Origin of the sequence: Bartonella sp. AP331QHHD, from assembly GCF_042195905.1 — a bacterium.
Classification (GTDB): Bacteria; Pseudomonadota; Alphaproteobacteria; order Rhizobiales; family Rhizobiaceae; genus Bartonella.
In genome coordinates this window covers 1-14,043 of the sequence record NZ_JBHIPG010000057.1, presented here as the reverse complement: position 1 = coordinate 14,043, position 14,043 = coordinate 1, and the positions used below count along the sequence as shown (strand labels likewise).

General features: G+C 36.5%; 6 protein-coding genes and 1 rRNA gene. 3 read left to right on the top strand and 4 right to left on the bottom strand.

The window, feature by feature from the left end; all coding sequences use genetic code 11:
- Positions 1-2: 2 nt before the first annotated feature.
- From ACFIMS_RS07445 to ACFIMS_RS07435, 3 genes are all read left to right on the top strand, one after another.
- On the top strand, positions 3-221 hold the full coding sequence (locus tag ACFIMS_RS07445; protein WP_375613558.1) for an EexN family lipoprotein: 219 nt from the start codon (positions 3-5) through the stop codon (positions 219-221).
- A gap of 3,460 nt (positions 222-3,681) precedes the next feature.
- Positions 3,682-3,903, top strand: coding sequence for a hypothetical protein (locus tag ACFIMS_RS07440; protein ID WP_375668478.1), 222 nt, complete (start codon positions 3,682-3,684; stop codon positions 3,901-3,903).
- Positions 3,904-4,073: 170 nt separating this feature from the next.
- A complete protein-coding gene (locus tag ACFIMS_RS07435) occupies positions 4,074-4,478 on the top strand; it encodes a flagellar protein FlgN (protein ID WP_273790974.1) in 405 nt (134 codons plus the stop codon).
- 407 nt (positions 4,479-4,885) lie between these two features.
- On the opposite strand, the gene rrf is transcribed toward ACFIMS_RS07435, so the two are convergent.
- The 4 genes from rrf to ACFIMS_RS07415 all read right to left on the bottom strand — a co-directional run.
- Positions 4,886-5,000 (bottom strand): 5S ribosomal RNA (gene rrf, locus ACFIMS_RS07430).
- Positions 5,001-6,351: 1,351 nt separating this feature from the next.
- Positions 6,352-9,489, bottom strand: a complete 3,138-nt coding sequence (locus ACFIMS_RS07425) for an autotransporter outer membrane beta-barrel domain-containing protein (RefSeq protein WP_375696556.1) — start codon at positions 9,487-9,489, stop codon at positions 6,352-6,354.
- A gap of 135 nt (positions 9,490-9,624) precedes the next feature.
- A complete protein-coding gene (locus ACFIMS_RS07420; RefSeq protein ID WP_375696555.1) occupies positions 9,625-11,571 on the bottom strand; it encodes an autotransporter outer membrane beta-barrel domain-containing protein in 1,947 nt (648 codons plus the stop codon).
- 140 nt (positions 11,572-11,711) lie between these two features.
- Positions 11,712-14,043 (bottom strand): autotransporter outer membrane beta-barrel domain-containing protein (locus ACFIMS_RS07415; protein ID WP_375696554.1); only part of this gene is annotated, 2,332 nt, incomplete at its 5' end.

Here is a 14,043-nt window from a genome sequence, read left to right as displayed (position 1 = left end):
TCATGAATAAAGTTATTATTACAGCATTGCTGCTTTGTACTGGACTTGTCGTTGCTGGTTGCGAAAAAAACTACAGCGTAGCGGAATTTAAGAAAGATAAAACATTACTCGAAGAGTGGGCAAAAAAATGTGAAAAGCTGGATCAATCTTCTATGGAGAAATCTAAAAATTGCCAACATGCCAGACAAGCATATATGGAACTTATGTTTGGCATTAATTAAAAACATACAGTTCAATAAATAAGGAATTTTTTAGTTCTTGATTCTATTGCGTTTTTAGGCTCTCTCTAACTTTTAGAGAGTCTTTTTATGGCTTCAAGAATTAGTCGTTTACGATCAGTACTCTTTGTGTAAACGTATGCTATACTGTCATTTGTTCAGCTCAAAAGTGCTTTCAATTGTAGATAGTATTGCCTCCCAATGAGTTGTTACGTGTTACTGCTAATTTTTTAATGTTTTGGTTACATGTATTTAAAATATGAGATTAAATCTATCTTTGGGGTGTTTTTTTGCGTTTATCACAAATAAATGTTTCATCACACTAAGATCGTCTTTAAGTGTTGCGGCTAATTTCGGAAAAATTAGGAGGAAACATTTGTTTGGAAATTACGTTCTCTGTTTTAATAAAGAGAAAAACATTCTGAATAGAATTATTATCGTTTCATACTCAAATGTTTTTCTCAAACTATTTTTAAAAAATTTCTTTTGATTTGAGAATATTATAACATTAGTTAAGTTGTGAGACAGTTTTGCTAGGATGGTTTTGCTGGATGTGTGAGGAATTGAGCGCTCTCCACATCTTTTCATTTTTCTCCTCTCTTTTCTGAGTTTGCAAGGTTTTTCCTTGTTATTTTTTTATCTTAATTGTGTCGTGATATTATCATGTTGAGCGGTGGAGCGCATATAAAACTTTACGTATGAGGTGTTTTTTGTTCTCGAGTGTGTGATGAATGTTTTTCTGAATAACACTTTGATTTATAAAAATAATTTAATTATTTTATACTGAATAAGGATCTCGAATAACGTAAGATTCTCTTATTCCAAATCTGTTCTCGGTTGAATTAATTAAAACCATCTTCTTGCATGGTACAAGCGGGGAGAGCCGTGTGGATAAAAACTGTTGAAGAAAGACGTAAAAATGCCTCTTATGAATTATCTCAAGTGCTAAAGGTTTGTTGGCAACATTTGGGGCTGGAAAAGTGTGTGATGCTGCTGGTTTATTCTCTCATAAGGGTAAAGATGGTGTTCAATAGATTATCATAAGCTTCATGAAATATTATTCTTTAGAATTGTGATATGCCCTGAAGGGGAAATTTACTCAATAAAGAGACAAATTATTTACAGATCATATCTGATAGAAAATTTCGTTTTTTAAGGTGGGAGTGAAGTTGAGATTCAAGATAGCGTGAAAAGACGGACACTGATGGTTAAAAATGCATACAAAAAGCAGAGTTTATACTCAAATAGTTGCAAGCGATGTTTGAAATTGGGTGTGTGGTTTATCTGTAGAATTAAAATTTTGCTTTGCTCTTATGTGAAATTAAGATGCTCATTTGCACAGATTATAAAAAGCCAAAAGAGTATGCTTAGTATATTTCTATTACGAGAACTAAAATAACAACAAAAGCATTGATGGTGATAATCAAGGTTGAATAAAGCATAGCGGCTTTTACGAGATCAGCCATAAAAACCTCTTTCTGTTCTTTTTGAGGTGATTTTATGAATAACAATATGTTACAATCTGTAATATATGCTGATACAACATATTCGGCAAGCTTAAAATCGTTCCTTTTTTTATAAAAGCTTAAGGAGTTGGAGTATTGTGAATCCTAAAAAAGAAAGCTTTAAAAGGACTATTGATTGATTTTGTAAGTTTTGTGTTGCTGGAAACTTTTTTTATCCTGTTATGCTATAAAGCACTGTCATTTATAACGGTAATATAAGACATATAAGTTTTCTTGGAACGTTTAAGTATTTTTTAGTGTACGATGAATATTCGTAGGTTTATTTGTTGAGTCTTTCGTTTAAGTGAAGCAGATGAGGGGAAAGTCAGGAGAAGATCGTTTGACAAAAATTCGGACTGCGTACAGAGCCGATTGAGTTAAGATCTTAGTCCTTTAAGGTGAGCGGCGGAAGATAAAAATGTTTTCTGATCGTTTATCTCATAGCAAGATTGGTTAATGCTGCTCTAATGGGGCATGTTTTGCACAAAAGTAAAGAACGCTCCAAAAGAAATATACTTATGTTGTATATTAGTATATTTGTATTGCATATTTATGTACTTGTTTTAAAGAAATATCTCTTAACGCACACGAAAGACATTTTACGATGACATTCGTAAATGGTATAACGGTAAATGTGAATAGTATAACAGTAAAGCTCTCATGAAATAATATAAACTTTGAATAATATAAAAATCTATAAAATGCTATCATCTTTATACTTATGAAAGAGCAAGTCACAATCATCGTACGCTTGCTTCCAATGTTTATTATAGTTCTTGGCATTTGCTAAGGTTCATAAGAAGTCTTTTTCTTTCAGCGTATTTTATCAACACATCAGGGCGTTGTTTGTGATGTGCAAGCAAGTGATTTTAATTTATTCAACATGGAATAGATTTGAAATGTGATGATTATGAAAGAGAAGAGCTGCATTTAAAAGGTTGAAAACGAGAGAAAGATCGTAAACAAAAATTGTACCTTGATTATAAAATGATTGTTTCTCTGTTTTTATACCAGTAGCACATGTAAAGTCGCGATATTAAGAGCAAACTGTGTTATGGAATGAAATAATCTGTAAGAAGATGCTGTGAAAATTCTGAAAATATCAATGGGGGGAGCGTTAAGCATTATGCATTGGATAATATTTTGATTTATAGATGATAATCTATCGTTATTCAACTTGAATTAGATTCCTTAATACTGGAAATTTTTTCATTCCAAATCTGTTTCGTGGTGAATTAACCAAAACAACGTCTTTTGCAGTTACAAGCAGGGAGCTCCCATGCGCAGAGAAATTGTACAAGAAAGGCCATGCTTTATGAACCGTCTCAAGTGCCAAGGGTATCAGAACATAAGGGGTTAGAAAAATATGTGATGGTGCTGGCTTGCTTCTTTTATTAAGCGTAAAGATGGAAAGTGCTCAATGGATTTTATACATGTCATGGAAGATTTATCATTATACCATTGATGGGCCGCGGTGCGAAATAGGCTTGGGTGCACTTAAGAGATATTTCTTTAAAACAAGCGCGTAAATATGCGATTGAAGACGTATCGAACTGATTGGCTAAGAAACTCTTGAAAAGGTTCAAAAAATCTTATATAGTCGTTCATTGCAAAGAAAAGCGAATGATAATTTAAAAAAGGAAGATTGATGGCTGTTTAGCTATTTGAAGATGTCTTTTTTTATATTGCTGTATGGCTGATCTGTTCAAAAGAACATTCTTTTTGTGTTTTATGCGAAATACTGCATGTGTGCAGAAAGAGCATGGGAGAGGGGGTGTCCTTTTGAATGGGTGCAAACTGATCTTGTTGGGCGCCATCTTATGGGGCGCTGGAAGGTATACAAGTTTAAGTGTAGAGAGAGCCATAAGGTTATGGAGGGTAAAGTGCTTCTATCAGTAAAATGCTGAAATTTTTAATGGGCTTACGTCTTTATATGCTGCAAGATAGGCTGCGGTTTTTTGTCGGCAGATATTTTTGTGGCTGAAGTTCTCGTGAAAGCATTGTTATTTTCTGTTGAAGATGAGCTCGTGATAAAATCGGCAAAGATAAAATCGGCAAGGCGAAATAGACAGAGCAAATATGGAAGTTTCGATATTGCTGGAAGGTTTAAGTCTATAGCGTTTTTATGGATTAGTATAGCCGCAATGATGGTTTTGGAGCAAAGCAAGAAAAATATTTGAGAGAACGCGTTGAAAGTTGAAGTGGTATACGCTTTGAAGGATTGTCGTGCTGTTGTTTGAGCAATGTTTGCACCACGAGCTTGGTTGAGTGTATCAGCATTGAAGAGAACCTGTTTAGTCTCCCTCATTTGAAAGTAAGATTGAACAATAGTGTTGAAGGGGAAGTAAAAATGTCTGTAGTGCAATATGGTGATGATAGTTTTGCGGCAAAAGCAAAAGTTCTTGATAACAACCTTATTGATCGTGATTGGGCGATGACAAAATTTGTTGCTGCTGTTAAAGGATTAGCTCAAGTTGTTGATTATGAAAGCAATATGCTAGAGAGCAGTGGTGTTCCAGATTACGAAGAAATAAATTTGCGTAAAATACGTGGTTTGCGTGATCTTAATAAATCCATGAGTGATGTGAAGCGCTATATGAATCAAGATATTGAGCATGAGGTTGAAAGTTTGTTGTCTGATTTACAAGAAAAATTACAGCGTAATAGTGAATTACTTCAAACACATTTAAATGCAGTTAATGATCTTTCTAGAGCTATACAACTATCTGGACGTGCAAAAGAAATAGAGGAATAAATTCAAATCTGATTAATACGGGCTGTTCTAAGTAATGACAATGATTAGGTAGGGCAGTTGATTTGGATAAATAGTGCGTTTAGTGAGTAGACTTGTTTTAAGTGCATTTTGGTATTTAAATTATTATCCTGATGTACTGTAAAACGCTGTTCTTAAAACAATGTCTTTTAAGGTGTCGTGATGTGAACCGCATGCGGTGAGAAGCTGGCTAGAAGAGAATTCAGAGAAGGCGGATTATTTACAGAGAATTGTTTGCAGACTAAGTCAGTAGGGAGCTTCATTTTTTAGTTTAGGGAGAGGCGCGATCAAGAGAATATTTAGACCAGCCTGTGATGCCTTAAAAACAGCTTCCTTGGGGCTGTGGTAATGTAAGGTTTATAATTGAGTCTTTTGCTTGCATTTAGCAGATCTGGCGGCGACTTACTCTTCCTTGCTTTAAGGCAAAGTACTATCAGCGCTGGAGTGTTTCACGGCCGAGTTCGGGATGGGATCTGGTGCGTTCACTCCGCCATAACCACCAAGTCAGCAAAAAGCATGAATGATGAAGAGTATGTGATGAATATTGCCTATAAGCTTCATGGAAATATTGTCCTTTAAAGTGTGGTGATATGACGCGGTTCGTTGTTTAAATCTATATGCTTGAGATAAAAATTAAAGCGGTTTATTATTTCCTTCTGCTGTTTTTAGTTTTTGTATGTCAGATTGGAGAGAGCATCCAGATCTGAGTGGGTATAGTGCGTATATCTTTGTTGGCGTAATATTTGAAATGGGGAGGCAATCTCATTGGGAAAGAATAAAGAGGTAGAAATCAGCTTCCCTCTGTTCCGCCGTTCTTTAATTTAGCTTTATGTCTTTCAAAAGTATCTAAAGCACTATCTGTTAAATAATGAAGATTCCGCATTGTTTCACGCTTTTTTTATTGTGTTTTTTACTGCGGGCATGTCCTTCATGCACGACAAAATACTCAAAATAGAATGGATTTGTTATTCCTAATTCACGGCCTTGTTTTAAAGAGATATCTAAGCTCTCAAGTCTATTTCGTGATGGTGTTTGTGGGGCGGCGCAACGACATCTTTGATGCAACGGTGCTTGTGAATGGTATAATAAGAAAGTTCCCATGGAAATAATATAAAATCTATAGGGCGCGACCATCTTTATGCTTAATAAAAGAGCAAGTTGATATTGTTATATTTTTCAACACTGTCATATTCTTTGTTTGATCCCAATGTTGCTACAGCCCTTGGCACTTGAGATAGTTCATTAGAGGCATTTTTAATCCTTTCTTAATAGTTTTTTATCCCTATGGCTCTTCCCCCTTGTCACTTGTAAGAGATATGGTTTTTGTTGATTCAACATGGAACAGGTCTAAAATGAAAGAATCTGACGATATTCTGGATTCTCATTTAACATGGAAAACAATTAATTGTCTTTATAAATCAATATCTTGTCTTATAATGGAGCTGCTGTAGCATTGAGATTTTAGAGGAAAAACTTGCCTTTAAGAATTTATACCAGATACTAGTCTTTATAGCAGGTATATTAAATGTACATCATCTAAAATAAATGGAGCGTCCACAGCGAAGAAGGGGCTGACTTTTTTTAAATCGGCATAAATGCTTATTCTGTTGTGCTGTAAAAACATCATCGCTTGAGGTGTGGTGATAATATAAGACATAAAATTTTATGCATGGGGTATTTTGATGAGAGAATGTTATGGTATTTAGTTTTTTATTCAATATGCAAAAGAAATATTATAAGTCAAAATCTTCTTTGATGTGATAATGATTTTTGAGAATTAAAAAATATATAAATTTAAATAAAAAAGCAGCACTTTGTGCTGCCTTTTTTATTTAAGTTAAAATTAACTTCTGCTTTAGAAACGATAACGTATTCCGCCAGACAAATTGGTGCCAGATACACCGGCTTTTTGCAGTTTTTGCCGATAGCTGATATCGGCGTTTAGTACGATATTTTGAGAAAGATATGCATTCACCCCCATGCCTCCCTCAACTGAAGAGCCGGTAGGATCAACATGAAAGGTATCAGCAATTTTTATTGTTTTACCATCGCCAAAAGTTCTGATAACATTCATTTTACCATAGAAGGAAACAGCCTTGTTTTCTTCAACAGCCATTATCGTTTTTGTTAAACGTCCACCAAAACGGATCAACCATTGATGTGGATTGCCCATGTCTACTTTTAAGCCATTGGTATCTGAGAAAATATCAAACATGAGATTTTGATAAATGAATTGAGCTTGTGGTTCAAAGACCAGCCCTTTTGTATTGGTTGCTAATTTCTGACCAATGGTTGCAGATATATTAAGCATCTCGGTACCATCCAATTTGGCGGCATTCCCAACAAGAGCTGTGGTAATATTTCCTTTTAAGGTTCCGTAAGAAAGAAGTGTGTTTAGATATATACCATTGCTATGTTGGATGCTGCTGTAAGCGGCAAGAGACCATTTATCAAGAGTTGTCTTTTCAGAATCTTGCATCTTTTTTGGCGTAAAGGCAAGTTTTCCGTATGTTCCTAAAAGACCAAAATGTGTGCTTATGTCTTTACCTTCCAAGGCGGCTAATATGACACCTAGTTGTAAAGCAGTATAGTTTACATCAGCACCATAGCCATAATGTAATGGATCGCGGTTGGAAGATAAGGTGACTTTCTCGCCATAGGAAGAGAAAAAGATACCATTTTTTTTATTGTCTTTTGCCCCAAATACTGTTGTGCGCATATTGTCTAACAACGTGTTTTGATTGTTTACATCAGTAAATCCAGCAGAAAACAAAGTATTAGATATGGTTAAATAGTTTGCTACCTGTGGTAAAAGGGCTCGAACCTTTTTATCCTTATCAATGTAGGCATTCTGTAAGCGAAAATCCCAGAAATTACTGTTTTTACCAAAAAGATTTTGGCTCTCATGAGATGTTCCAGGTTTATAGCCTGTAAGTACATACTTATAAGGTTGTTTCCCTATTGTCATATAGTTTCCTGCTAACGTGAAGGAATTTTCATTTGCTTGTCCGGAAACTTGAATGATTGAAATCCCATGTGTTCCTAAAGGAAGTGACGCCATGTGTTCTCCCCAAACAGCAGAGCTATCGGTTTGGAGATTGATGTGAACAACAGTACTTCCTGAGACATCACCATTAATCACAATGCGATCAGTTTGTTGTTCCGTGATAGGAGAATGTTTATCCCATTGAGTGTTTACATAAATCTCTGCAAGACCCGCTGTACTATAAATCGCTGCTGTGTGAGTTGTTTCGTCTTCTTGCGAAAGATTAGGTCCTATAAACAGAGTTTGATAATGTCCCTCAATGGGCTTGTCAAACATAATGGCACTGTTTGTAAGGTGCAATTCAGAAAGATTAGAGTATGATTTTTCATCAACACCAAACTGTCTATAGTCATTTAAAATATTATCATTATTTGTGGCATTTTTATTCGCCTTTACAAGCCATTTCGTCCTCTCTTTTAGATCAAAAACTGTTCTATTATCTTTAGAAGTTCTTACCCGACCTTCTAAAGAAGAGTGGTCTGCAACTAATGTAATGGTGTTTGTGGAGGCACTTTCGTTCTTGATATTTTTTAATAAAATATCGGCATGAACTTCTGAATTTTTAAGGTTGACTTCCCCGTTTACGCCTGTTCCATAAAGGTTGATACCGCTACCATGTTCAACGAAAAGCTTTGTATTCTCTAGGGTTACTTTATCAGCAATATTGGCTACATCTTGTTCTTGAACGGCATTGGTGTTCCTTTCAGCATTGCGTGTATATCGTTTTCTAGGGGCATTATACGGATTGTTGCGGAAAATAATACCGTCTGCTTCATAATTTCCCGTGACATGGACGCTTGAATCCTTAAGTTTGATTGTGCCCTCCATGTTTACCAAACCAGCTGTTTCTGCTGTTACAGTAATGCCTGTAGCATCAATTTCTCCACCATCTGATACGCTTAGTGCAACAAAACGCGCATCAACTGTTCCCCCTATCATGTTGACTTTTGAATTATTTCCCTCTGCATGTACAGCAAAACCATTGTCTTGAATTTTTTTGTTATGTAGCGTTATAATCTTACCGTTTTTAGCTTCAACTCCAGCGCTTATATCCTCAATTTGTGTAGACTTTTCAGGTTGTTTTATTGGTGATATTGGTTTTTCAATCTCTGATTTTTCAGATATTTTTTGTGCAGATGAAGATTGCACTGGCGCTGGTTTTGCAGATTTTGGTGGTACCAGTAATGTTGGTTTTTCAGTTTCTACTCTTAAAGATATTGGCTGTGCGAGTTCTGGTTCATTAGATGTTGGTATTTGCTCTGTTGTTGGTTTTGTAGGTTCCGTTCTTGTAGGTTCAGACTTTGTAAGTGCTGGTTGTAAATTCGGTGAAGGTTGTGTAGGTTCTGGCTGTGAAGACACAGCAGAATTCGATAGTGTTTTTTCGCTGGAAGAGTCTGCAGAAGAGGAGGGCGCCCCTGAACGTCTTCTAGATTTTGCTTCCATTCCTGTTGTTGAAGATTGTATAATAGGAGTGTTTTGTGTTGTAGGGTTAGATTGTACACCTTCTGTAACTTTAGTCTTTGGTGTTTGTGTACTTCCTTGACTAAGATCAGAGTTTTGTTTTGAAGAAGAAATTATATTTCCAGCTGAATTTCCTTCAAGTTGTGTTTTGGGAGGTAGAGTGCTTGTAGAAGTAGGCGTTGTAAGTTTACTTCCTGTAGAAATAGGGCTTGCGCTCGTTCTTGTGGAGCTAGGTGCTGTAGGGGGAAGGAGGCCATTAGGGGTTGAAGATGGATATGATGGCATAACTTGTCCGATTCCATCATATAGATCTTTATACGGATCAAAAACTCCGGATAGATTTATTTGTGACTTGACACGAGCAGGTTGTAGAGAAGAAGAATCTATCGTTGTTGATGGATTTGTACTATGAATAGCATAAGACATACTGGTGAAAGAACAAAACAGAACTCCAGAAACTGTGTATAGTAAGAAGCTTTTTTTCATATGGATGTATTCCTAAAATATTTCTCCCCTCTCTCATAAAAAATAAAACTTTGGCCTCATTATGTCTCTTTTGTAAGAGACAAAACGAAACATAATGAGAGCGCGTTATATTTCAAGATAGGAATACAAGTATTTTTAAAAGTGATAGCGCATTCCAGCGGCAATATTTATTGCAGAGATGCCAGCTTTTTTGAATTTATGTTGATAGCTGATATCACTATGAAGCTCTATATTTTGCGATAAGTGCGCCTGAATACCAAAACCACCTTCAATTAAAGATTCCATAGCAGCAAGCGAAAAGTTTTCACTAAAAGTTTTGATCATGTTCAGTTTTCCGTAGAAGGAAAGGGCATGGCCTTTGTTTTGTGTCAAACGTCCACCAATACGGAACAACCATTGATGAGGTTTGCTTATGTCTATTTTAGAGTTATCGTCATCTGAGAAAGAGCTCTTATCTGATAAAGAACCAAGCATGAGACGTTGATAAACAAGTTGTGCTTGCGGTTCTAGGATTACACCTTCAAAACTGGTTGACAGTTTTTGACCAACAGTTGCAGCGGCTCCTAATGTTTTACTATTCTTCACTTTTGAGGTATGTTTGATGAGAGCTGTAGCGTGATTTTCTTTGAAAATTCCATAAGAGAGAAATGCACTTGCATAGATGCCACTGTCATGCTGAATATTTCCATATGCGGTGAGTGACCATTTATCAAACATATTTTTTTGAAAGCTCTCCTTGTTTTTAGGAGTAAAAGATAATTTCCCATATGTTCCGAAAAGACCAAAGTTGCTGCTGATATTTTGATCTTTTAGCGCTATTAGTGTTGCTCCTGCTTGCAATGCAGCATAGCGAATATCTGCTTGGATACCATCTTGTTTTGCTTGAACCTTAGAAGAAAAGGTGCTTTTATTGCCATAAGAGGATAAGAAAACGCCTCTCTCTGGATGATCTTTGGGCTCAAACATTGTTATTTGCATATTGTCTAACAAGATATTTTGATTGTTGACATCACTAAACCCAACAGCAAACATCGCAATAGGCATGGTTAAAGAACTTTCTCCTTGTGGTGTAAGAGTTGTGCTTTTTGCTGTTCCATCAAGAGAAGTAGAAGCTGCGGTTGCTTTATCATCATCTGTAAGTTTAGAGGTGCTCTCTGTAGCCGCGGTAGCAGTATTCTCAACCTTTGGGAGCAAATTCATATGCGCTTTTGCTGATGTATTAAGAGTTGTTTTTGATTCCGAGGAAGTGGTGTTTGTTTGGGGATCAATATCAGATTGCGAATTTTCATTTATTTTAGGCTGTCTCATTCCATGACCTGTTCTTATGGATGAAGTGTCCGTTGGAGGAGGGGATGTTTTTTCTTTTCTCTCCACGTTGGTTATTCCATCCGCGTTCAAAGTCTCTAATACTGCTTTGCGTAAAGTATTGGAAAGTTCCTTGTTTTGTCCTTGTAAAGCACTATCCACTTGTGCTGCTTTATGTAATATTTCTGCTTTATTTTGCAGTTTGTGCCAATCACGATTGTCTTGGCTCACCCATTCTTGGTGTGCAGCATTAACACGCTGTTGGTTATCAGCTTCAAGGATTGCTGCCGCCTTTACGGCATCGGAAACTGCTTTGTCGTAGCCACGTAATAAATTCCCTGCCTTTATCAACCGGCTTTGTCGTAAGTGATCAAGCTGTGCATTGGCCTTCATCATGTGTTGCATATCCAGATGATGATATTTAGCCATAATATTATCTACAGTATTATTCACATCTATAGTATTATCCACAGAGCTATAGAGTCCATTTGAGAATTGTTTATTGACAGATCTTAAATACTCTTCGAGCATCTTCCTAACAGACGAATTATCTTCCATCATGGCGCCAGAGGCGATCTTCTCAAGATTCTTTTCTGCTTGTGTTGGTGTGTTTATTAAATCAATGGCATGGCGATATTGTTCAGGTAATTTCATAATCTCTTCAATGGCATGGCGTTCCTGGGGGCTTAGACCAGAGGCGGTGCTGGTAGATGTGAAGTTAAAAGAAGAAAAAAATAAAGCACAAGCGGCTGTACATAACAAAAGATTCTTATGCATAGAGATGTTCCTTAAGATATTTTCTTTATTTTGCTAAAAATGAACCACTTTTTGACACATTACGGTTTTTTGTAATGTAGTTAAGCAGCACTGTTTTCATCTCAGCGCTGCTTATGCGTCAAAATAGAGAGCTAAGATTTCTAAAAGCGATAACGCATTCCTCCGGAAAAATTAATTCCAGAGAACCCAGCTTTTTGAAGTTTATGTTGGTAATTAACGTCAGCATGAAGTGCGATATTTTTAGAAAGCTGCGCGTTAATGCCAAGCCCACCTTCAAGGGAAGAGCCCATAGAATCGAGATGGAAAGATTCCATAACATCGATAGTGCGCTCCTCACCAAAAGCTTTGATGACATTCAATTTACCATAAAAAGAAAGAACACGATCTTTTTCAATAGGAAGCATTGTTTTTGTTAAACGCCCTCCAATACGGACCAACCATTGATAAGGGGGCTTTATATTAACTTGGAAGCCATCAATATCTGAAAGAGTGCCAAAGGCAATATGTTGATAAATAAGTTGTGCTTGTGGTTCAAAAGACAGCCCTTCAACACCAGTTGCTAGTTTTTGTCCAACGGTAGCTGATATATTTAATGTATCCGTATTGTTTAATTCTGTGGTGTTGCCGATAAGGGCTGTTGTAATATGTCCGTTTAAAATGCCGTAGGAGAAAAGTGCATTAATATAGAGACCATTGTCATGGTGGAGATTCCCATATACCGTAAAGGACCATTTATCCAGTATGCTTTTGTCAGAACCTTCCATGTCCTTTGGCGTAAAAGCGAGCTTTCCATATGTGCCTAAAAGACCAAGATTCGCGGTTATATTTTGATTTTCTAACGTTGTTAATGTCATGCCTGCTTGTATAGCAGCATAGTGAACATTAGCACCATAACCATATTCCAATGGACTACGGCTGGAAGATAACGTCATCTTGTTGCCATAAGTCGATAAAAATATCCCTTTTTGTTTATGACCTTCTAATCCAAAAACTGTTGAGTGCATATTATCTAACAGTGTATTTTGATTGTTTATATCAGCCAAGCCAGAGGAGAATATTGCATTATGCATAACCAAATAGCTTGCCATTTGAGGAACAAGAGCTTTGATTTTTCCTTCATCATCAAGAGTCGCATTTTGTAGACGGAAATCCCAAAACTCTTCACTTTCTTGCAAGAGACTTTGCTGTTTGTCAGCTCTCCCACGGCTGGATGTTGGTCCATAGCCATTTAATACATATTTATAGGGCAATCCACCCATTGTAGTGTAGCCATTTGCCAGCGTGAAGGCGGCTTCCTCTGCTTTTCCAGACACCTGAACAAGTGAGAGACCACGCGCATTCAAAGGAATTGAAACTTCATCATCATCGAATGGTTCTGCACGCTTTGAAAGATTGTTGAAATAGATCGTTGTGGTGCCTGAGACATTACCATGAACGAGAACACGGTCAGTTTTTTGTTGTTCTTTTATAAGACCATTACTCCATTCGGTATTAAAGTAAATCCTTGCGTTGCCCAATGCATTGTAAACCGTTGTTGCATCGAAGCTTCTGTTTTGCTCTGCTTTTGCAGCTTCAGCTGTTGGCTGTTTTCCCACATGCAAGGTTTGATATTGATTGTCTGCTAGTTTATGCGGCGCATTAAATATAATAGAGCTATTATTAAGGTTCAATACTGAGACAATAGACTGTGCACGTTGTTTAATATCAGTGAGCAAGTATCCTTTAGAGCTGTCAAATTCTTTGTCTACTTCAAATTGACTAATCTTTAGGGACCACTTGCTGTTATTGTTGAGAGTAAAAATCGTTGTATTTTGAGGTAAAGTCTTTGCTCGTCCTTCTATAATCGAATTGTCAGCGCTTAATATAAAAGTGCGAGGATCGATATCTTTTGAGTTTTCTGGGATTTTATTTTTTAATAATATATCAGAACGAATTTCTGAACTTTTAAGTTCTACCTCAGCAACAGATTTTGCATAATCTGGTCCTAGAATACCAATACCATTTTCAACAAGAAGTTTTGTGTTGGTAAGAATTGCTTTATTGATAACTTTTTCGCCCTCTTTTACTTGGGAACTTGGGATGTAATCAAAAAGGATACCACGACTTTTGTGATGTCCGGAAACATTTATGATTGAATCTTCAATATGGATGATGCCGTTTGAAATTTCTAAACCACGGGAATTTGATTTTCCTACAGTTTTTTTAGCATGAATACGTCCACCTGTTGTTGCGGTAAATAAATTTGAGTCTGAACGCATTGTTGAATTTGTAATGGTGATAAAGGCTTTGTCATCAGCAACCACTGTTGTATATGCGCTGCGGATAAAAACGTTATTAAAGGTTTTTTCTTCTCCTGCTTTATCCGCACGAGCCATAACCATTGTAGGAGCTGATGTATTTGCATAAGTTGAACCGAAATGAGAAAAAATCAAAGTTCCAGCAATTGTACATAACAAAAAATTTTTCTTATAA